The sequence below is a fragment of the Aeromonas popoffii genome (genome assembly GCF_037818705.1).
Classification (GTDB): Bacteria; Pseudomonadota; Gammaproteobacteria; order Enterobacterales; family Aeromonadaceae; genus Aeromonas; species Aeromonas popoffii.
In genome coordinates, this window is sequence record NZ_CP149129.1 from 1022109 (window position 1) to 1043687 (window position 21579).

Genomic DNA, 21579 nt, shown 5'->3' on the forward strand with positions numbered 1-21579 from the left:
TTTGAGCCTGTGCGGCGTAGAATGAGCCCTCTGTCGAGATTTGGAGGCTCTGGATGCTGAAGTTGTCGGAGTTCTGGAGTGCCCGTGCCCACTCCGAAGATTTTACCCTGACCCGCATGGGCTTCATGACGGTGCGCTTGCGCCTGCTCACCTGCCTGCTGATGGTGGGTCTGCCCGCCTGGGCCCTGGTGGACTGGCTGACTCTGCCCTCTGCCCAGTTCGATGAACTGCTTCAGGCCCGGATTTTCTGCCTGCTGGCCCTCTCTCCACTTATCCCCCTCTCCTACCTCATCCATTTCAGGCACGAGCGCATGAAGCTCGCGCTGGGCTATCTGATGGCGGTGATGATGCTGTTCTCCCTCATCTGCCTGCACAGTTTCGGTGCGGATCAGGAGTTGCAGGCGGGCTACATGGCCTTTCCCTATCTGCTTGTCAGCCTGTTTGCCATCTTCCCCATTCCGCTCTCCCTCGGCCTGCAGCTGGCGGGGGGCATTCTGGTCACCATGCTGGCGGGCAACTGGTTGCTGGTGGGGCAGCCGCTGTGGAGCGTGCAGACCCTCAACCAGGTCTGGCTGCTGGCGCTGTTTGCCCTGGCCAGCAGCTGGGTGCAGTGTGGTCAGCTCAATATGCTGCTGCAGCTCTATCGGGAGTCCACCACGGACGAGCTGACCGGCATGATGAACCGTCGACTGCTGATGAAGCGACTGGAGAAGGCCTGGATGAACATGATCCGCAAGCAGACGCCCTTTGCCGTCCTGTTGCTGGATCTGGACCGCTTCAAGCGCATCAACGACACTTTCGGCCATCTGGCGGGGGATGCGGTACTCAAAGAGGTGGCGGCGACCCTTGCGGAGCAGCTGGAGTCTGGCATGGTGCTGGGGCGTTATGGCGGCGAGGAGTTTGCCATCCTGCTGCCTAACTGCGGCGATCTGATCCAGGCGAAGCGCGTGGCGGAGCGGCTGCGGGTGGCGGTGGAGGCGCGGCTGGTGAAGAGTCCCACCTCGGATGAGTTGTTGGAGGTGACCGTGAGTATCGGCCTGACCCTGGCCCAGCGCGGGGAGAGCATAGAGGATCTGTTCAATCGGGCCGACGAGTACCTCTACATGGCCAAGATGGCGGGCCGCAACTGCGTGGTGGGCGAGCTGGCCGGCAAGCCGGCACTGCCCCACGCCATCAAGACAGATGCCGCCTGAGGGCGGCATCTGTCTGTCATGGGCACGGGAGAGATCAGCTCAGCTGGTACTTGCCGGAGAGCTGCTGGGCCAGCAGCTTGAACATGTTGAACACCGCCATTGTCTTGCCGGTCGGGGTGCCATCTTCGGCCAGGAAGAACTCCCCCTTGAACACCAGAATATCCCCCTTCTGCTCTACCGCGTCGGCGCGCATGCCGTGGATGAAGTCTTCGTGGCGCTTGATGATGCCGTTGGCCATTTCCAGCAGGGCAGTCTCGGTGATCAGCTCTTTCTGTGGTTGCATGCTCGTCTCCTGAAACGACGACGGGACAGGGCATTGGACACGTGCACTTAGCTGCGCCCTGTCTCTGATTGAAGAGGGGGCCAGCATACTGCAAACGGGGATTTTCTGTCATTGATATGACCCCGCATTTTGCCTCTTCCTGCGTCCCCTTATCCTATGACCAGATTTCTGAGCCAGCGGCGCTGGCGGATCCTGCGCTGCACCAGCACGACCTTGCACAACTCCTCCAGCAGCACCACGGCTACCACCCAGGAGAGAGGCCAGCCGAGCAGGCTGACCGCCACCCAAGCGAGCGGCAGGCCTATGCACCACATGGCGATGATGTCGATGATGATGCTGTAGTTCACGTCGCCGCCGGAGCGCAGCACCCCGATAATCCCCACCATGTTGAACACCTTGAGCAGCATGCCCAGACACATGACGGCGAGCACCTGCCCCGCCTCTCCCAACATCTCGCCTGGCAGGTTGCCGACCCACTGCAACAGGTGGGTCTGCAACAGCCAGACTGCCATCCCTACCAGCAGGGCGCCTATGGGGGCGAGCAGCAGGAACAGCTGGGAGTGTTGCCAGGCGATGTCGTACTCCTCGGCCCCGAGCCGGTGGCCGAGCAGGGTGGAGCAGGCCACCGCCAGCCCGAAGAAGAGAGAGATGAGGATGCTCTCGAGCGTCCCCAGCGTGGTCATGATGGCCAGTGAATCTGTGCCCAGGTGGGCATAGAGAAAGCCGTAGAGCAGCATGCCGAAGGCCCAGAGCCCGTCGTGGAACAAGAGCGGCAGGGCGATCAGGGTGAAGCGCACCACCTCCTTGCGCTTGAAGGCGTCCCACCACTCCTGTCTGCGCGGGATGAGGCGGGGCTCCTGCCGCCACACATAGATCAGCAGCAGCGCGGTTTGCAGCAGGCGTGAAATGGTCGTGCCCCAGGCAGAGCCTGCCACCCCCATGGCCTCGAAGCCCAAATTACCGAAGATGAGGGCGTAGTTGAGGATGACGTTGGCGATGATGGCTATGATGCCGATCCGGGTCGGGGCGGCGGCGTTGCCCACCGAACGCAGCGCCGACTCCAGTGGCACTACGATGGCGGTGCACAGAATAGTGGCGCCGGTGATCATCAAGAACGGGTCGGCGAGGGCGCGCAACTGGGGTTCCTGGCTGGCAAAATCCAGCACGCTGCCCGGGGCGAGCACATAGATGAAGGCAAACGGCAGACTCACCAGCAGGGCACCCACCAGCGCCAGTAGCAGGGCGCGGCGCACCCCGGCCAGCTCGCCGCGACCGTAATATTGTGCCGCCAATACCGAGACGCCACCCGAGAGTCCCGCTATCACCAGCAGATTGAAGAAGAAGACCCGGTTACCCAAGCCCACTGCCGCCACCGCCGTGGTGCCGAGTTGGCTCACCATCATGATGTCGATGAGGCCGAGCAGGGAGAACATCATGGATTGCAGCGACACTGGCAGGGCCAGCCGCCACAGTCGTGTCATGAACTCGCGATCGGTGGTTTGTTTTAAAATCGCTTGCCAATAATTCATTTATGTTAACCAGGTATGTGAAAAGCAAGGTTTATCATGGGTATGATAGGTTGAGTGGCGAGCGACTTCACTGTGAGCCCCTCTCGGGTTTCTTGTTTAAAACTATCATGTTGAGGCGTTATGGCTTTTGTCCGCGAGTGTCTGGAAATAGCCCCGGCCTGCGAGGAGCGGATGCTGGGCCGTGAAGGGCTGCCCCTGCTCGGCGAGGCGGGCATCTTTCTGACCGGCCTTTCGCACATCAGGGAGCACTACCTCATTCGTCGCAATCGCCCTGAGTTCCACATCCTGATGGTGAGTCACGATGAGGGAGGCGCCTTGCTCACTGACGAGGGGGAACAGCCGATTCCGGCAGGATCGCTCATCTTCCTGCCCGCCGCCGTGCCAGGTGGTCTCAGGCTGATTGGCGAGCGCTGGCAGATCAGCTGGATTTTGCTCGATGACGTGCCGCGATGGCAGCACCTGCACCGGCTTGGTCACCGCATCTGGCAGGGAGAGGAGGGGGATCAGCTCTATCACCTGCTCAGCCTGATGCAGGGGGAGGGGGTACGTTCACCCTTGCAACCCCAGCTGCTCAGCCTGTTGCTGGCGCTGCTGGAACGCACTCTGCAAGGGGAGGTGCGCGGTACCCCTGAGCTGAGGTTGCAGGCGCTGTTTCGGCGGGTGGAGGCGCGCCTTGACGAGCCCTGGAGCGTAGCACTGCTGGCCCGGCAGATGGCCTGCTCTGTGCCCCATCTGCACCGGCTCTGCCAGCAGGTGTTCGGCATGGGGCCCATGGCCTGGCTCACCGGGCTCAGGATGAACAAGGCGCGTCAGCTGCTGCTCTACACCAACTGGCCGCTCGGCGAGCTGGCCAGCCGGGTCGGCTACAGCGATGGCGCCAACTTTGCCAACCGTTTTCGCCGCATCACTGGTCAGACCCCCGGCGCCTTTCGTCGCCTGGGTCGCAAACCTTTTGCACCGGATGTGCAAACTCTTTGAAATTAATGGCGCAAGCCCATAGGATCGGCGGATCCCTTCGTCCAGGTCATTGTGTAGGTACCCGATCCATGTTTGAAGATAATAACCAGAAACGCCCCCTCTACATTCCCTATGCCGGTCCGGCCCTGCTGGAGACTCCCTTGCTCAACAAGGGCAGCGCCTTCACCAGTGAAGAGCGCAGCAATTTCAACCTCGAGGGCCTGCTGCCCCAGAATATTGAAACCATCGAAGAGCAGGCCGAGCGGGCCTACCGTCAGTTCATGGCGTTTGGCAACGACATGAACAAGCACATCTATCTGCGCAACATCCAGGATACCAACGAGACGCTCTTCTACCGTCTGCTGCACGACCACCTGACCGAGATGCTGCCGGTCATCTATACCCCGACCGTGGGCAAGGCGTGCGAGGAGTTCTCCAACATCTATCGCCGCGCCCGCGGCCTCTTCATCTCCTATCCGGACAAGGACAGGATTGATGACATGCTGCAAAACGCCACCAAGCAGAACGTCAAGGTAATCGTGGTCACCGACGGCGAGCGGATCCTGGGTCTTGGCGATCAGGGGATTGGCGGCATGGGCATTCCCATCGGCAAGCTCTCCCTCTACACCGCCTGTGGTGGCATTTCCCCGGCCTACTGCCTGCCGGTGGTGCTGGATGTGGGCACCAACAACCAGCAGTTGCTCAATGACCCCTTCTACATGGGCTGGCGCAATCCGCGCATCTCGGGTGAAGAGTACGCCGAGTTCGTCGATGCCTTTATCCAGGCGGTCAAGCGCCGCTGGCCCGATATCCTGCTGCAGTTCGAGGATTTCGCCCAGAACAACGCCATGCCGCTGCTCAACCGCTACAAGAACGAGCTCTGCTGCTTCAATGACGACATTCAGGGCACGGCTGCCGTGACGCTCGGCAGCCTGATCGCCGCTTGCAAGGCCTCCGGTGCCAAGCTCTCCGAGAAGCGGGTCGCCTTCCTCGGCGCGGGCAGTGCAGGTTGCGGCATTGCCGAGCAGATAGTGGCGCAGATGAAGGCCGAAGGGCTGACGGATGCACAGGCCCGTGGCCGGGTCTTTATGGTGGACCGCTTTGGTCTTATCACCGACAAGATCCCCAACCAGCTCGACTTCCAGCGCCGCCTCTCCCAGCCGGTTGAGCGCATTGCCGACTGGTCGGTGGGGGACAATATCTCCCTGCTGGAGGTGATGGAGCACGGTCGCCCGGACATTCTGATCGGGGTCTCCGGCCAGCCGGGCCTGTTCACCGAAGAGGTGGTCAAGACCATGCACAAGCACTGTGCCCGTCCCATCATATTCCCGCTCTCCAACCCCACCTCGCGGGTCGAAGCAACTCCGGCAGATCTCATTCGCTGGACCGATGGTCAGGCGCTGGTGGCCACTGGCAGCCCGTTTGCCCCGGTGGAGCACAAGGGCAAGCGCTATGTCATCGCCCAGTGCAACAACTCCTTCATCTTCCCGGGGATCGGCCTTGGTGTCATCGCCTCCGGTGCCACCCGGGTAACCGATGCCATGCTGATGTCGGCCAGCCGCGCCCTGGCGGAGTGTTCGCCGCTGGTGAAGGGGGCCGAGGGCTCGCTGCTGCCGGATCTGGCGGACATTCACGAGGTATCCCGCTACATAGCCAAGATGGTGGCCAAGACCGCCATGCTGCAGGGCAAGGCGGTGCAGACCCCGGATGAGGTGATAGAGCAATCCATCGAAGCGAATTTCTGGCAACCGGAATACCGCCGCTATCGCCGCACCTCCTTCTGATCTTTCGCACAGACGAAAAGCAACAGGGATGCCTCGGCATCCCTTTTTTGTGCACCTTTCACCGGTTTCCCTTTCAGTACCTCTCCCACACGCCTGACTGCTCTCTTCGTTGTTTGACTCGGTCGATGGTGCTGCGGCTGGCTCTGCGACGGGGGTCTCGGGGGCACCCTGAGAGCCGGTGACCGGTTGCCCTCGCCACTGCTCAGGGTGCTCACCTTGTCGGCGGGCTGGCCGAGGCTGGCTCGCGGTGCCAAGTTGATGGACTTGATGCGATAGAGATCACCGCTCCCCCTCGGCCAATACCGAGAAGATGTCGCCAGGGGGCAACCGGCCTATCACCGACAGGGAGGCCTCATGGCTGCCAATGCAATCCAAACAGGTTTTGGTCTTATGTTCATCGCGCATCCTCGTCGATGTTTGATGCCGCAGAGCGCCAGCGCTGTTGTGTACAACCCCGACGATTGATAGGCGATGCAGGGTTTTTAACCACTTAGGTGGTACTTGGGATTACAACGAGCGGGACGAGGTGACAAAACGGAGAGGGTGAGCGGTGATCCCGGGGCAATAAAAAAGGAGGCCATCAGGCCTCCCTCATATGCCACCTGAGTGACTTACTGTTTCACTTCTTTTACGCCGGTGACGCTTACTTCAACGCGACGATCCGGTGCCAGGCAGGCGATCAGCTGTGCCCGGGCCTGGATGCCGTCACACTGGGTGCCGGTGACCGGGTTGGCTGTGCCACGACCTTCGATGGTGACCTTGCCAGCAGGCAGACCCTTGCTGATCAAGACGTCGGCCACGGTGCGGGCGCGGGCTTCGGACAGTCTCAGGTTGTGCGCTTCAGAACCGATGCGGTCTGTGAAGCCGACGACCACGGCGCTGCCATCTCTCGGCTGCACGTCGACGATCTGCTGATACAGGGTATTCAGCGCGGCAACACCTTCCGGCTTCAGAGTGGATTTGCCAAAGGCAAACAGCACGTCCGAGCTCAGGGAGAAGTTCTTTTCGACCATCACTGGCTCAGGAACCGGCTCGGGAGCCGGTGCCGGGACGGGGGCAACGTAAGAGGTGCGGTTCGGGTGAAACACCAGTTCCAGGGTGGCCAAACTCATGTTAGTTTCCCCGGTCACATTCTCATCACCCACGTTCCACAGGTAGCGGTAGCGGGCTTGCAGATCGAGGAGGTCGGTGAGCTTGGCGGTCAGGCCCAGACCGGCCAGCGGCACGGTGACTTGGTCGCTGCTGTTCTTGCCGTTGACACTGCTGAAGTAGGCTCCACCTTCTGCAAATACGGAGAAGATGTCGCCCAGTGGCAGACGGGCAAGACCGGACAGGGTAGCGCCCTGGGTCCTGAAGTTGGCACCGTCGACATCGAATTGGCCGGTGTAGAGGTAGCCCAGTTCAGCTGCGTAGTTATCATTGAAGTTGTAACCACCAAACAGGGAGAGCGCGGTAGCGTCCTGATCAGCGTCTTTGTCAAAGTCGTTCAGGTCATGGCCATAAGCCCAACCGGCGCCGATACCTGTGTACCAGTCGTTGGCTGCCTGAGCGGTGGAAGTTCCCATTGCCGTGATGGCCAGAGCAATCAGGGCAGGTGCCATTTTCATTTTCATCGTTTCATCCTCGTTGAGTTTGCTGTGCTAGGGCGTACTGCGCACTCTTCAGTTATACCGGTCACAGGTGACAATTCAGCTGCGACTTCCATGGTGTATCACGACTGGCTTGAATGAAAAAAGAGACGGTATCCTGGATACTCATGAAGTCTTGGCCTCATGGACAACTAACCGGACAATAAGCACTTTTAAAAGTTCATCTAATCCCTCACAAGCAGGGTAACTGTATTCTTTTGACCCACTTTTATCAAGTTTCTGTACAGGTATCCAGCACTTGTGCGGGTTTGAGCGAACAAGCAGGGCGTGTGGCGGGGGAGACGGTTTGACAGACAGTGTCGCGTCTTGCTGCATTCACTATTAATCAATGGAAAGCGGGAAAACAAAAGGGGATGCCGTGGCATCCCCTTTTCGCATCATCTGAACAGAGTCAGATTATTTCTGAACTTCTTTTACGCCAGAGATGCGAACTTCTACGCGACGATCCGGTGCCAGGCAGGCGATCAGCTGTGCTCTGGCCTTGATGCCGTCGCACTGGGCGCCAGTGACCGGGTTGGCGGTGCCACGACCTTCGATGGTGACCTTGCCGGCAGCCATACCCTTGCTCACCAGGAAGTCAGCAACGGTACGGGCGCGGGCTTCGGACAGCTTCAGGTTGTGTGCTTCAGAACCGATACGGTCTGTAAAGCCGACGACCACGGCGCTGCCATCTCTCGGCTGCACGTCGACGATCTGCTGATACAGGGTATTCAGCGCGGCAACACCTTCCGGCTTCAGAGTGGATTTGCCAAAGGCAAACAGCACGTCGGAGTTCAGGGCGAAGTTCTTCTCAACAACCTGTGGGGCAGGAGCCGGAGCTTCTTCAACAATCGGAGCCGGAGCCGGCGCTACGTAGGAAGTACGGAACGGGTGGTATACAACTTCCAGAGTACCAACGGACTGGTTACCTTTGTGGTTGATGCCGCTATCAGTGTTCAGGTCAGCCACGTCCCACATGTAGCGGTAGCGAGCCTGCAGATCCAGAGCGTCATTGATCTTATAGGTCAGACCCAGACCTGCCAGCGGGGAGACTCGGGTGCTGCTGGTGTCCATACCATCGGTATGTGCCCAGTAGGCGCCACCTTCGGCGAACAGGGAGAAGTCGCCACCCACCGGCAGACGAGCAATCCCGGACAGGATGCCACCCTGGGTTTCATAGGAAGTACCGTTGGTATTGCCACGGCCAGCGTAAAGGTAACCCAGCTCGGCACCAAAGTTCTCGGTGAAGTTGTAACCAACGAAGGCGTTGGCAGCTGCAGCGTTTTCTTCGCCATGAGTCACACCCTCGATCTTGTTCAGACCGTTGAAGTGGGCAGCACCGACACCGGCACCGAAGTAGATGTCGTCAGCGGCGTGAGCTGCAGTTGCACCCATGGTAGCCATAGCGATGGCGATCAAGGAAGGGGCCATTTTCATCATAAAAAAATCCTCGTAGAGATGGCACGTTGTTCACGTGCTTCGCACTTTTTAATTTATGTAAGCTGCAGGCTCTGCCGAACAACAGCGTTGAGTCTGGCAGGGATCCCGGTTCCATCCGGGAGGCACACATTCCTGGTGCACAAGCGAGCGGGTAGCAGCGTAAGCAATGCCTTCACCCTTCACGAACAGCCGACGTCATTCCGATGACGTGGCGCACTCTATGCCGATTTCAAAACATGATCAAGCTCACACATAATACATATGGCAAATTGTGTCGCGTGGATAACTGGCTGTTTATCCGAATTAATTAGTGATCCAAATAGGCTCTGTGCAGCTTCTTTTCGAGTTTAATATAGGCCTGAACCCAGTCGGATTGCGCCATAGAGGGAGATACCCTCGCCTGGAATACCGCCAGATAATCGGCCTCGGTTGCTTCGCACAGTAAGGGTGTGAAGCTGAGCAAAAAATGACGGGCGAGGTAGGGGTCGAGGGGCCAGATGTTGAGGATGGCCCGCGCCACGGGCTGAACCGCAGCTGAACAGCGAAAGTGGCGGTGACCCGCCTCCAGCCAGAGCGCCATCTCGGCGAGCCCGCTTTCAGGCACCAGACCCCCGTCACCCTGCTCGTTGGCAAGGGCAAGGCTGTGGCCATTACCGAGCAGCAGATGTCCGTCTTCTTGCAAGACTCCATCGTGACTGCGCAGGGTCAGGCCGGGCACGGGCTGTTCGAGAAACAGGCTGCTTTTGTCATTGAGCGCGGTCAAAATCGCTGCCGCCTGATCATGCATGGCCGCAGGTAACCAGAAGGCTTCGGCGCGTGTCTGCTGGCCTTGCATCAACTGGCGGGTGAGGTCTGCGGGTGTTGAAACTGGGTGTAAACAGGAGATTATGCCGGGGAGTGCCATGAGTTCCTACTCTTTAGGGATAGCTAGCGGATTATACGAGTTATTTCTGTTGCAACAATAAAGGTTTCTTTTCGAGACTGTTTACCTGAGGCGGTTGAGCGATTACCATCCCCAATGTTTGCAAGGGTTGTCGTCGAAAGACGCTGATTAAAGATAGAGGCTCGACCATAACGAGTCCGTTCAAAACTGATACACTTGACTACGAGTCGTCGCGAAAAATAAAGGTGGAGTTAATCCGCCGTACGGAGTATTGAACAATATGAATTCAAATATCGTAACTGTTGGTAAAAAGATCCGTCAGATCCGTGAAGCGGTCGGTTTGAGCCGTCCCAAGTTTGCCGATCTGCTGGGTGTTCCCCCTACCACCCTGAAGAACTATGAACTGGGTTATCGTGAAGTTGGTGGCGCCTTCCTGGTGGCACTGGCGCATCACCCGGAGCTGCACAAGTTCACCCTCTGGCTGCTGGCTGACAAGAAAGTCGCCGAAATTGGCCAGATCGGTCCGGACGATATTGCCAAGGCTTGATTTATTTGGGCTTTGACAAAAATGCCGCCATTGAGGCGGCATTTTTTTATCCATCTAATAACCACTTCAGTTAATTAAATTTGGCTAATTGTGCCTTCGTCCGGGATTTTAACGAAAATATCTTGGCAAGCCGGATTAATCCTCAGAAAATTCCTGCTATAAAATCAGTATTATCCTTCGCGTGATGCGCACAGTGAGACAAGTATGAGTCAAACCATTCCCCAGGTCAGAGATGGCTTTACCAGTAAATTTGGTGTGCTTGCCGCCACCCTGGGCTCTGCCGTCGGGCTGGGCAATATCTGGAAATTTCCCTATCTGACGGGTGAAAACGGCGGCGCCGGTTTTCTGCTGGTCTATGTGATTGCCACCCTGTTGGTGGGATTGCCGGTGATGATTTCCGAGATCATGCTGGGCCGCAAGGGTAAGGCCGATGCGGTGACTACCCTGAGCAAACTGAGCCCCAAGGGGCAACCCTGGTGGCTGATTGCCGTGATGGGAGTGGTCGCCGCCTTCCTCATCATGTCCTTCTATTCCGAAGTGGCGGCCTGGGTGTTCGCCTATATCTTCAAGGCCATCAGCGGCGAGATACTGTCGACCGACCCTGCGATCACGGGGGCTGCCTTCAATGCGCTCATCACCAACCCGCTGCAGAGCCTGCTCTGGCAATGGCTGGTGTTGGCGCTGATGGGGGGCATACTGCTGATGGGGGTTTCCAAGGGGATCGAAGCTGTCACCAAGAAGCTGATGCCGGTGCTCTTTATCCTGCTGCTGGTGATCGGTATCCGCAGTCTGACTCTGCCGGGGGCGAGCGAAGGTCTCGCCTTCCTCTTCTCGCCAGATTTCTCCAAGATCACCGGGGCCGTGGTACTGACCGCCATGGGGCTGGCCTTCTTCAAGCTCTCCATCGGTATGGGTTGCATGATGACCTATGGCAGCTACTTCCGGGATGATCAGAACATTCCGCTCACCACCTTCCGGGTGATGTGCGCCGATCTGTTTGTCTCCATGCTGGCGGGGATCGCCATCTTCCCAGCCGTGTTTGCCTTCGGGTTCGAGCCCTCGGCCGGCCCCTCCCTGCTGTTCATCACCATTCCGGCAGTGTTTGCCAGTATCCCGTTTGGCCATGTTTTCATGGTGCTCTTCTTTGTACTGTCAGCTATTGCGGCCACCGGTGCCATGCTCTCCATTCTGGAAGTGCCGGTCTCGGTGCTCTCTGAGCGCTTCAAGATGAGCCGCCCCAAGGCGACCCTGATCAACCTGCTGGTACTGGGTGCTGTGGGTTCCACTTGTGCGCTCTCCAACAGCTCGCTGGCGGATGTGCAGATTGCGGGCAAGACCTTCTTCGATCTGTTTGACTACCTCTCCTCCAACATCCTGATGCCGCTGGGCGGTATCTTCCTCTGCCTGTTTGTGGGCTGGGTATGGGGTGAGGAGAAGATGCGCGATGCTCTGACCAATGGCGGCGAGCTGGCTCTGCCGATCCTCAAACCACTGTTCTTCATCATTCGTTACGTATCGCCGCTGTTGATCCTGATCGTGATGCTCAAAGGGCTGGGGCTGTTCTAAGCCCGCTGTTTTGTCATAGAAAAAGAGCGCGGCAAAGCTAATGCCAGTCAGTTAAGAGAAAGTGAGTCTCAGCCCGCGAGGTATAAGGGCCAAAGAGTGAGGGAGGCATAAAGCCTCCCTCTTTTTATTGGATGCCCATCAGGGCAAAGGTGTCAGCCACATTGACGCGTTAACCATGGTACCGTTCCTGTTATTCAACATTTTGAATATTCAGTCACAAAAGTGCTTAACTGACAGGCGTTACGCTGCAAGGCGCTCTTTTTTGTTTGGTGCGATTGGGGGAGGGTTACAGCAACCCGAGGCGGCCCAGCTCCTCCTTGAGCTGATCGAGGTTGCGTTCGACACAGGCCTCCCCCTCGTTGATGGCATCGCTGGCACGATGAAAATCCATGATGGAGAAGCTGCCAAGGCGTGGACAAAGCTGGATTTCAGGCGGGTCCCCCGCCATTCGGGCGCGGGTGATCCGTTCCTGCATGATGTTGATAGAGCCGCTCATCACGCTCCACAGGCCGGGAGTTGCCGGTGCCGATTCGCCGCGATTAAGCCACTGACTGAGCAAGCCGCCGCCACCCGGTTGATCCGGTCCGTCGGTCCAGGGCTGGTGCATGTCGTTGTTGAGGTTAACCGCAATCACTACCTCTGCGCCCATGGCGCGGGCCAGCGAGATGGGAACCGGGTTGACCACGGCGCCATCTACCAGCCAGCGGTCGTTGACCCTGGTTGGAGTGAGGATCCCCGGCATGCCACAGGAGGCGCGCACTGCCTGGCGTAGCGAGCCCCGTTGCAGCCAGATCTCGCGGCCGGTGTCGAGTTCGGTGGCGATGCAGGCGAAGGGGATGGGCAGGTTCTCGAGATCGGGATCCCCCAGATGGCTGGCGGCGAGACCAAATACCTTCTCACCGCGAAACAGGCCGCCGGAGAGGGCGGGATCGAGCAGGCCGACGACTTGCAGCCGGCTGAAGCCGCGAACCCAGGACTCGAGCTTGTCCAGCTTGCCTGCAGCATAGGCGGCGCCGACGAAACTGCCGATTGAGCAACCTGCTACCAGATCTGGTTTGACGCCGAGGCGATCAAGGGCACGGATGACACCAATGTGTGCCCATCCTCTGGCGGCGCCGCTCCCGAGAGCGAGCCCTACGCGGGGTTTACGTGGCACAACTTTCCTCCAAAAAAGGGGTTGGGTGACCAGCTTACCTCGCAAGTCAGGAGGCGTCACCCAACCATCTTTCACTGCGGTTGCGTCCGTTGGCCTTGGCCTGATAAAGCGCCATGTCGGCGCGGCGCACCGCTTCATGGAGCTGGATGCTCTCCTCGTGGGGGTAATAGCCGAGGCTGATGGTGACAGCCAGCTCAGGTTCGATGGTGGCCCAGTCGTGGTCGGCGACCGCGATCCTGATCTGTTCCGCCAGTTCGCCGAGACGGGATACGTCGCTGTGGCCGATCAGTAGCAGGAACTCCTCACCGCCCCAGCGGACCAGGCGGTCTGATGGGCCGAGTTGCTGCTGGCAGATTTGTACCAGCCGGATCAGCACGATATCGCCAACGGCATGGCCGAAGTTGTCGTTAACCCGTTTGAAGTGATCCGCGTCGAACATCAGCATGCCCGGCCGGAGCCGCGCCAGGCTGCCAGTTTGCTCCAGCAGGACCAGATAGTGGCGGTTGAAGGCACCGGTGAGGGCATCATGACAGGAGAGATAGTTGAGCCGCTGGTTGAGGCGATGGGACCTCAGGTTGGAGAGGGCCGCCAGCAGTAAGAAAAGGATGGCGAGCAGGGTTGGAGCGGACTGGTAGGCAAGGGTCCATGCCAGCGGCAGCAGAGTGACGCTGTGCACCAGCAGCAAGGGGGTATCGGGGACAGCTAGCGTCAGTTGCAATGCCCCCTCTCGCCACTGGTACTGTACGGTTGGAGCAAGATCCTGGGGGATTCGCGGTTCCTTCGTACTGCTGGCCAGCACCTGATGGTACTGGTTGAGAAGCAGATACTGTCCCAGCGCGGGCGTCAGCCGATCGAGTTGCAGTTGCAGGCGTGAGAGCAGAATATCCATGCTAATCATCCCCACCAGCGACCCGTCTTTGTAAAGAGGTTGGGACATGGTGACCATGGTGCCAAGTCCGGCGAAATCTTCGTAAGGGCGGGAGAGAATGGTGTCCTGTGTGGGGTTGGGTGACATCAGCGCATCCTGCCAGTAGTGCTTCTCATAGATGCTGCGGCTAAAGCGGAACTGGCTGGAGGGGATCCATGGGTAGAGGTAGATGAAGTTGTCCACACCGGTAAAGTAGACCCAGGCGATCTCCTCACCAAGGCGCTGGCTGGCGGTGGCCAGCAAGGGGGAGAGACTCAGCGCCAGATGAAATCGCGCCTCCCGCTCACTGCCGGGGGGAGGTAATGGGCCTTCCCCGGTGAGGTTGCCTGCCAGCCCCGCAGGCAGGTCGGCGGGGAGCTTGTCGAGTACCAGTCCCTGATCCGGCAGTTGTTGGATATAGCTGTAGAGCTGGCGGGTCAGCGCCGATTGAGGGTCGCTGCGCAGCCGCTCTTCGGCCTGACCGCGCATCGCTTCGAGAAAGGTGTCGGTCCTCTGGAACTGATCCTGAAGGTGAATAGCACTATTGAGGGTGTCGCTCAGGTAGAGGCTCTCTATCTGTTTCAGGTTTTGCCGCAAGGTCAAACCAATCAGCAGGATGACCAGAGCGAAAAGCAGCCAAGTAAGGCGTGTGGGAAATCGGGCGTCGGACACATTGAGCATAGGCAGCTATCTGGCGTTACAAAGGAAACTGTCGTTAGTGTAAGCGAGGTAGCCGGAAAAAAAATAGAACCGCAAAAAATGCAGTGATCTCATCGCCTTCCTGTTACGTTTTGTCACATTTATACATAGTCACGGCATAGTCTGTGGCTAAAATGGACCCAATCTGGATTTACCCTTTCACTCTTCATGGATTGTTCGATGAAAATGCGTATCTGGCTCGGCTCGGGCCTTCTCTTTATCGTGGTTGCCGGTGTCTGGGCGCTGCGTCACACCGAACCGGCCCCCAAAGCGCCGGCCAGACAGGTCAATATCCGCACCGAAACCGTCAAGCAGAGCCTGGCCGAACCCACCATCAAGCTGGTGGGCAAGCTGGCCGCCAACCGCTCCGTGGTGATAAGCCCCGAGGTGACCGGTCGCATCGTCAAGATAGCGGTGCGTTCCGGTCAGCTGGTCAAGCAGGGCGATACCCTGATAGCGCTGGATGCGGGCAAGCAGCAGGCGGAGCTTGCGGAGCAGAACGCCAGCGTGCGCGATGAGGCCCGCAAGCTGCGGGATATGCGCCGGCTGGTGGCGCGCGGTGCCATCACCACCTCCGAGCTGGAAGGGCAGGAGGCCATAGTGGCCCAGGCCCAGGCCCGTGCCGATGCGGCCAAATACGAGTTGTCGCTGCGCACCCTGCTGGCCCCCTTCAACGGCACCGTCAGCCTGATTGATCTCAGTGAAGGGGCCCTGGTCAACAGCGGTGATACCCTGCTTCATCTCGATGAGTTGGCCAAGCTGCGGCTCGATCTGGCGGTGCCCGAGCGCTATCTCTCCCAGCTGCGTCCCGGCATGGCGGTGACGGCAACCAGCTCGGCCTGGCCGGATCAAGCGTTTCGTGGCGTGCTGGAGACCCTGGACAGCCGTGTCTCCAACGATACCCAGAACATCAAGGCGCGCGTCATCATCCCCAATCCCGACGGTCAATTGCGGCCCGGCATGCTGCTCAACCTGGAGCTCTCCCTGCCGCCCCAGAAGATGACCCTGATCCCGGCCCAGTCGGTGGAGTATGCCGGCGAGCTGCGCTTCGTCTATCGCCTCGAGCCTGATGGCCTGGTCAAGCGGGTGCCCGTGGTGCTGGGGGATACCCATGGCGAGGAGGTGTGGGTTACCGAGGGCCTGAAGGTCGGCGATCGCATCGCGGTTGAGGGGCTGGTCAATCTGCGTGACGGCGTCAGCGTGAACGATCTGGCGGAGGTAAAAGGCTGATGTGGCTCTCCGATATCTCTGTACGTCGCCCGCTGGTGGCCGTGGTAGTGAGTGCTTTGCTGACCGTGTTCGGTCTGGTGGCCTTCAGCAAGCTGACGGTGCGGGAGATGCCGGACGTGCAGACGCCGTCCGTCTCCATCTCCACCACCTATGAGGGGGCGGCGCCAGCCGTCATGGAGAGCCAGGTCACCAAGCCCATCGAGGATCAGCTCTCCGGCATCAGCGGCATCAAGAACATCAACTCGGTGACTCGCAAGGGGCGCTCCGTCATCACAGTGGAGTTCAAGCTCGGCTGGAACATGGTGGAGGGCACCTCGGATGTGCGTGACGCCATCTCCCGCGCCCGCCCCAGGCTGCCGGATGGTGTGGATGAACCTATGGTCACCAAGGACAACGGCAACGGCGACGTGGCGATCTGGCTCAACTTCAGTAGCAGCCAGATGGATCGCACCGCCATGACCGATTACGCCAACCGGGTGCTGGTCGATCCTCTGAGTCTGGCGGACGGGGTGAGCGAGGTGATGCTCTCCGGCGACCTGACCCGGGTGATGTATGTGCGGCTGCGTCCTGCAGACATGGCGGCCCGTGGTATCACAGTGACGGACGTGCAGGAGGCCCTCAAGCGGGAGAACATCGAACTGCCGGGCGGCGAGATCCGCAACAACTCCATGACCATGTCGGTGCAGATCGCCCGTCTCTATCACACCGCAGATGATTTCCGCCAGTTGCAGATCCGCACCGCCGCCAACGGCCAGAGCATCTACTTGGCGGATATCGCCGACGTGGAGGTAGGGGCCAAGAACGAAGACAGCGCCTATCAGCGCAACGGCCGCGAGAGTCTGGGGATAGGCATAGTGGCCCAGTCCACCGCCAATCCGCTGGCGGTGGCGCAGGGGATCGAGAGGAAGATCGTCGAGATGCAGCGCTTCCTGCCACAAGGGGCTGTGCTCGAGGTCGATTACGACTCCACCATTTTCATCAAGCAGGCCATCGACGAGGTCTACATGACCCTGGCCATCTGTGCCGTGCTGGTGGTGGCGGTGCTATACCTGTTCCTCGGGCAGGGGCGCACCACCCTGATCCCGGCCATTACCGTGCCTGTGTCGCTCATCTCAGCCTTCATCGGCGCCTGGTATCTCGGCTTTTCTATCAACCTCATCACCTTGCTGGCGCTGATCCTCGCCATCGGTCTGGTGGTGGATGACGCCATCGTGGTGGTGGAGAACATCCACCATCATCTGCAACGGGGCGAGCCACCGCTGCTTGCCGCCTGGCACGGCACCCGCGAGGTGGGCTTTGCGGTGATCGCCACCACCGCCGTGCTGGTGATGGTGTTCGTCCCCATCGCCTTTATGGATGGCATGGTGGGGCGGCTCTTTACCGAATTTGCCATATTACTCTCGCTCGCGGTGCTCTGCTCCTCGCTGGTGGCGCTCACTCTCACGCCCGCCATGGGCTCCTGGCTGATGCGCCCGCTCGATCGGCCGAACCGGCTGACCGCCGCCCTCGACCGAGGCCTTGGCTGGGTCGAACTGCACTACCGCGCATGGCTGGCGCAAGTGCTGCGCCACTCCCGCTGGGTGCCACTGGTGCTGCTGCTCTGTCTTGGCGGCATCGGCGCCCTGTTCAGCCTGCTGCCCAACAGCCTCACCCCCACCGAGGATCGCGGTGTGGTGTTCGTTTTCGTCAAGGGGGCTGAGGGAACCAGCATAGAGCGGATGAAGCGCAACATGCAGCAGGTGGAAGCCGCCATCATGCCGATGCTGGGGGATGGCGTGGTGCAGGCCATGAGCTTCAGTACCCCCGCCTTTGGCCGTGGCGGCGACCAGACCGGCATGGTGATCATCCAGCTCTCCGACTGGGCCGAGCGTGATGTCACCGCCACCGAATTCTCCCGCTCGCTGGGCGCCAAACTGGTCGGCATTCCCGACGTGATGATCCGCACCTTCCAGCCCGGTTTCCGGGGGGGCTCCACCGCGCCGGTGCAGTTCGTGCTGCAGGGCAATGACTATGCCGAGCTGTATCAACAGGGGCTGGCGCTGCAGAAAGCGGCGCAGGCCAGCGGTCTGATGCTGAGCCCGGATCTCGACTATGCCGAGAAGACCCCCGAGCTGCAGGTGACCATCAATCGCGACAGCGCCAGCCAGCTCGGCATTCCGGTCTCCACCGTTGCCAGCACCTTGCAGGCGATGCTGGGCGGGGTGAGCAAGACCACCTATGTGGACAGGGGGGAGGAGTATGACGTCTACCTGCGCGGCAACCAGACCGAGTTCAATGGCGTCTCGGATCTCAGCCTCATCTACCTCAAGGCCGCCAGTGGCGAGATGGTGAGTCTCTCCACCCTGGCCACCGTCAAGCAGGTGGCGACGGCAAACCGCCTTAACCACTACCAGCGGCAGAAGGCGATCACCCTGACGGCGGATGTGCATCCTGATCACACTCTCGGCGAAGCCCTCAATTTTCTCGATGGCTGGGCTGACGCCAACTTGCCGAGCGGCATGACGGTGGATTACGCCGGTGAGTCCAAGGACTATCGCGATAACCAGGGCGAGATGGTGATGATATTCGCGTTGGCCCTGCTGGTGGTCTATCTGGTGCTGGTGGCCCAGTTCGAGAGCATGCTGACCCCGGCGGTGGTGATGGTGACTGTGCCGCTTGGCATCTTCGGCGGTCTGCTCGGTCTCTGGTTGACGGGGCAGGAGATGAGCATCTACAGCCAGATCGGCATGATCATGCTGATCGGCATGGTGACCAAGAATGGCATCCTCATCGTTGAGTTCATCAACCAGTTGCGCCAGCGTGGCGAAGGGTTCGAGGAGGCGATAATCAAAGGCTCGGTGCGCCGCCTGCGCCCTATCCTGATGACCTCGCTCACGGCCATTATCGGCGCGGTGCCACTGATGCTCTCCATGGGGGCGGGCTACGAGAGCCGGATGGCAGTGGGTACCGTGGTCTTCTTCGGCCTCTCTTTGGCGACGCTGGTGACCTTGCTGGTGGTGCCTGCCATCTACCATCTGCTGGCGCGCAAAGCCGGTATGACCGGTGCGCGGGATCAACAGGTAGACGAGGCGCTGGCCGCCAAGGGGGCAGGGGAGTCACACTCCCCGGCGCCCTGACTTGAATCCAACAGGGGCCAGTTGTCAGCCTCATCATCACAAGGGCGCCTGCGGGCGCCCTTGCTATTACCAGTGGCCGCGCTATTCCGTGGGATCTATAGGGGCAAAAAGCCATCGCCCCCGCTTCGCTCTGCCGGTATAATGCGCGACCCGAATTGTTCCAGGTGTTCAAAATGCAGCCGGTTACCCACCTTTTCTCCTATCCCCGCTATTGGGCCGAGTGCTACGGCACTGCGCCTTTCCTGCCCATGTCCCGTGCGGAGATGGACAAGCTCGGCTGGGACAGCTGTGACATAGTCCTGGTGACCGGTGACGCCTATGTGGATCACCCGAGTTTCGGCATGGCGGTGATTGGCCGCATGCTGGAATCCCAGGGTTTTCGGGTCGGCATCATCGCCCAGCCGGACTGGTCATCGAAGGATGACTTTATGCGCCTGGGCAAGCCGAACCTCTTCTACGGGGTGACGGCGGGCAACATGGACTCCATGATCAACCGCTATACCTCCGACAAGAAGCTGCGCCACGACGACGCTTACACCCCGGGAGACATAGGCGGCAAGCGGCCCGACCGCGCCACCCTGGTCTACACCCAGCGCTGTAAAGAAGCCTTCAAGGAAGTGCCGGTGGTCATCGGCGGCATAGAGGCGTCCCTGCGCCGCATCGCCCACTACGACTACTGGTCCGAGACTATCCGCCGCTCCATCCTGCTCGATGCCAAGGCCGACATCCTCATTTATGGCAACGCCGAGCGGCCGCTCATCGAAGTGGCACACCGCATCGCCAATGGCGAGACCATCGACACCATGCAGGACATTCGCGGCACCGCGGTGATCCGCAAGGAGCCGCTGCCCGAGTGGCGCGGGGTGGATTCGAGCAAGCTGGATCAGATCGGCCGCATCGACCCCATCATGAACCCCTATATGGAAGGGGCGCCCTGCTCGGATGACGAAGGCACGGCGCCGGTGGAGCAAGAAGCCAAGCCGGTATTGGTGCAGCCACCCAAGCAGAAGCCGTGGGAAAAAACCTATGTGAAGCTGCCGGCGTTCGAGCGGGTGAAGGAAGACAAGGTGCTCTACGCCCATGCGTCGCGCATCCTGCACCACGAGACCAACCCGGGCTGCGCCCGTGCGCTCTCCCAGGCCCACGGCGATCGCATCGTCTGGGTCAACCCGCCTGCCTTCCCGCTGGAAACCGACGAGATGGACGGCGTGTTTGGCCTGCCCTATCAGCGGGTGCCGCACCCGGCTTATGGCAAGGAGAAGATCCCGGCCTACGAGATGATCAAGACCTCGGTCAACATCATGCGTGGCTGCTTCGGCGGCTGCTCCTTCTGCTCCATCACAGAGCACGAGGGGCGCATCATCCAGAGCCGCTCGGAAGAGTCGATCATCAAAGAGATCGAAGAGATCCGCGACAAGGTGCCGGGCTTTACCGGCGTCATCTCGGATCTGGGCGGCCCCACTGCCAACATGTACAAGCTGCGCTGCAAGAGCCCCAGGGCCGAGCAGACCTGTCGCCGTGCCTCCTGCGTCTGGCCGACCATCTGCCCGCACATGGATACCGACCATACCCCGACCATCAGCCTCTATCGCAAGGCGCGGGATGTGAAGGGCATCAAGAAAATCCTGATCGCCTCCGGGGTGCGTTACGACATAGCGGTGGAAGATCCCCGCTACATCCGCGAGCTGGCCAAGCACCACGTCGGCGGCTACCTGAAAATTGCCCCCGAGCACACCGAGGAGGGCCCGCTCTCCAAGATGATGAAGCCGGGCATGGGCAGCTACTACAGCTTCAAGGATCTGTTCGACAAGTATTCCAAAGAGGCGGGCAAGCAGCAGTACCTGATCCCCTACTTCATCTCGGCCCACCCGGGCACCACGGATGAAGACATGGTGAACATGGCGCTCTGGGTCAAGACCAACAGCTTCAAGCTCGATCAGGTGCAGAACTTCTACCCGTCGCCGCTCGCCAACGCCACCACCATGTATTACACCGAGAAAAACCCCCTCAACAAGGTGAGCCGCCAGGGCGGGGACGTGTTCGTGGTCAAGGGCGAGCGTCGCCGCCGCTTGCACAAGGCGCTGCTGCGCTATCATGATCCGGCCGGCTGGCCCATGATCCGCGAAGCCCTGCTGGAAATGGGCAAGGGCCACCTGATCGGCAACGGTCCCAACTGCCTGGTGCCGCCGGAAGGCCGTGGCGAAGCCAAGGCCGAGCGCAGTCGCAGCAAGGGGCTGAAACCGGCCCTGACGCGCCACAGTAACATTGCCCATCAGCGCGGCAACGGTGCTGGCAACAAGGCAGCGGGCCAGAGCAACGGACGTGGCAACAGTGCCGCCCGCAGTGAGGCTGGCGCAGGTCATGCCCCGGCGATCAGCAAACATGGCGGCAAGGCGGGCAATGGCAAACCTGTGGGTGGCCAGTTGCAAAAAGGGGCTGGCAACGGCAAGCCCGCCGCTCCAGATGCTAAACCGGCAGGGCAGGGGAAACCCGCTCACAAGGGCAAGGCTCCGACCCGCGCAGGCTCCGCCAAGCCGGGTGCCAAACCCGCGTCTCAAGGCGGCAAACCTGCGGCGAAAGGGAATGGTGCCAAGCGACCGGCTCGGTGAGTTTTCTGATTGGAAAGCGATAGAAATAAAAAGGCGACCGGATGGTCGCCTT

16 protein-coding genes are annotated in these 21579 nt (G+C 60.0%); 8 read left to right on the forward strand and 8 right to left on the reverse strand.

The features are described from left to right. The first annotated feature begins 53 nt into the window (after positions 1 to 53). Entirely contained in the window at positions 54 to 1193 is a 1140-nt protein-coding gene (locus tag WJM78_RS04925) for a GGDEF domain-containing protein (protein WP_339014151.1), read from the forward strand. Between the two features lie 34 nt (positions 1194 to 1227). Here the strand turns inward: WJM78_RS04925 and WJM78_RS04930 are convergent, their stop codons facing one another. After that, entirely contained in the window at positions 1228 to 1476 is a 249-nt protein-coding gene (locus tag WJM78_RS04930; RefSeq protein WP_042038263.1) for a DUF2498 family protein, read from the reverse strand. A gap of 149 nt (positions 1477 to 1625) precedes the next feature. Continuing rightward, positions 1626 to 3005: an MATE family efflux transporter gene (locus WJM78_RS04935; protein WP_339014154.1), complete on the reverse strand. Its 1380-nt coding sequence runs from the start codon at positions 3003 to 3005 to the stop codon at positions 1626 to 1628. 120 nt (positions 3006 to 3125) lie between these two features. Between WJM78_RS04935 and WJM78_RS04940 the strand changes: the two genes are divergently transcribed. Together WJM78_RS04940 and WJM78_RS04945 are read left to right on the forward strand one after the other, a co-directional pair. Further along, complete coding sequence (locus WJM78_RS04940) at positions 3126 to 3983, forward strand: helix-turn-helix transcriptional regulator (protein WP_275930265.1); 858 nt, start codon at positions 3126 to 3128, stop codon at positions 3981 to 3983. Between the two features lie 68 nt (positions 3984 to 4051). Further along, positions 4052 to 5746 carry an NAD-dependent malic enzyme gene (locus tag WJM78_RS04945; protein WP_042038269.1) on the forward strand — a complete coding sequence of 565 codons (1695 nt, stop codon included), beginning with the start codon at positions 4052 to 4054 and terminating at the stop codon, positions 5744 to 5746. 279 nt (positions 5747 to 6025) lie between these two features. On the opposite strand, the gene WJM78_RS04950 is transcribed toward WJM78_RS04945, so the two are convergent. From WJM78_RS04950 to WJM78_RS04965, 4 genes are all read right to left on the reverse strand, one after another. Beyond that, positions 6026 to 6151 carry a hypothetical protein gene (locus WJM78_RS04950; protein WP_339014158.1) on the reverse strand — a complete coding sequence of 42 codons (126 nt, stop codon included), beginning with the start codon at positions 6149 to 6151 and terminating at the stop codon, positions 6026 to 6028. A 206-nt stretch (positions 6152 to 6357) separates the two neighbouring features. Next, positions 6358 to 7359: an OmpA family protein gene (locus tag WJM78_RS04955; protein WP_339014160.1), complete on the reverse strand. Its 1002-nt coding sequence runs from the start codon at positions 7357 to 7359 to the stop codon at positions 6358 to 6360. Between the two features lie 432 nt (positions 7360 to 7791). After that, positions 7792 to 8814 (reverse strand): porin OmpA, encoded by a 1023-nt coding sequence (ompA, locus tag WJM78_RS04960; protein WP_339014162.1) that lies wholly within the window; start codon positions 8812 to 8814, stop codon positions 7792 to 7794. 307 nt (positions 8815 to 9121) lie between these two features. Continuing rightward, on the reverse strand, positions 9122 to 9718 hold the full coding sequence (locus WJM78_RS04965) for a hypothetical protein (protein ID WP_287145767.1): 597 nt from the start codon (positions 9716 to 9718) through the stop codon (positions 9122 to 9124). 259 nt (positions 9719 to 9977) lie between these two features. Here WJM78_RS04965 and WJM78_RS04970 point away from each other — a divergent pair, with 259 nt between their 5' ends. Continuing rightward, positions 9978 to 10244, forward strand: coding sequence for a helix-turn-helix domain-containing protein (locus tag WJM78_RS04970; protein WP_005298604.1), 267 nt, complete (start codon positions 9978 to 9980; stop codon positions 10242 to 10244). A gap of 204 nt (positions 10245 to 10448) precedes the next feature. Beyond that, positions 10449 to 11810, forward strand: a complete 1362-nt coding sequence (locus WJM78_RS04975; RefSeq protein WP_339014166.1) for a sodium-dependent transporter — start codon at positions 10449 to 10451, stop codon at positions 11808 to 11810. Between the two features lie 286 nt (positions 11811 to 12096). Here the strand turns inward: WJM78_RS04975 and WJM78_RS04980 are convergent, their stop codons facing one another. Then, positions 12097 to 12966, reverse strand: coding sequence for a patatin-like phospholipase family protein (locus tag WJM78_RS04980; RefSeq protein WP_042038277.1), 870 nt, complete (start codon positions 12964 to 12966; stop codon positions 12097 to 12099). A gap of 46 nt (positions 12967 to 13012) precedes the next feature. Beyond that, positions 13013 to 14554, reverse strand: coding sequence for a sensor domain-containing diguanylate cyclase (locus WJM78_RS04985; protein ID WP_287145769.1), 1542 nt, complete (start codon positions 14552 to 14554; stop codon positions 13013 to 13015). 198 nt (positions 14555 to 14752) lie between these two features. Between WJM78_RS04985 and WJM78_RS04990 the strand changes: the two genes are divergently transcribed. The 3 genes from WJM78_RS04990 (at position 14753) to WJM78_RS05000 (ending at position 21527) form a co-directional block, all read left to right on the forward strand. Further along, on the forward strand, positions 14753 to 15802 hold the full coding sequence (locus WJM78_RS04990; RefSeq protein ID WP_287145770.1) for an efflux RND transporter periplasmic adaptor subunit: 1050 nt from the start codon (positions 14753 to 14755) through the stop codon (positions 15800 to 15802). After that, positions 15802 to 18918: an efflux RND transporter permease subunit gene (locus tag WJM78_RS04995; RefSeq protein ID WP_339014170.1), complete on the forward strand. Its 3117-nt coding sequence runs from the start codon at positions 15802 to 15804 to the stop codon at positions 18916 to 18918. The genes WJM78_RS04990 and WJM78_RS04995 overlap by 1 nt, the downstream gene beginning before the upstream one ends. 173 nt (positions 18919 to 19091) lie before the next feature. Continuing rightward, positions 19092 to 21527 carry a YgiQ family radical SAM protein gene (locus WJM78_RS05000; RefSeq protein ID WP_339014171.1) on the forward strand — a complete coding sequence of 812 codons (2436 nt, stop codon included), beginning with the start codon at positions 19092 to 19094 and terminating at the stop codon, positions 21525 to 21527. The last annotated feature ends 52 nt before the right edge of the window (positions 21528 to 21579 follow it).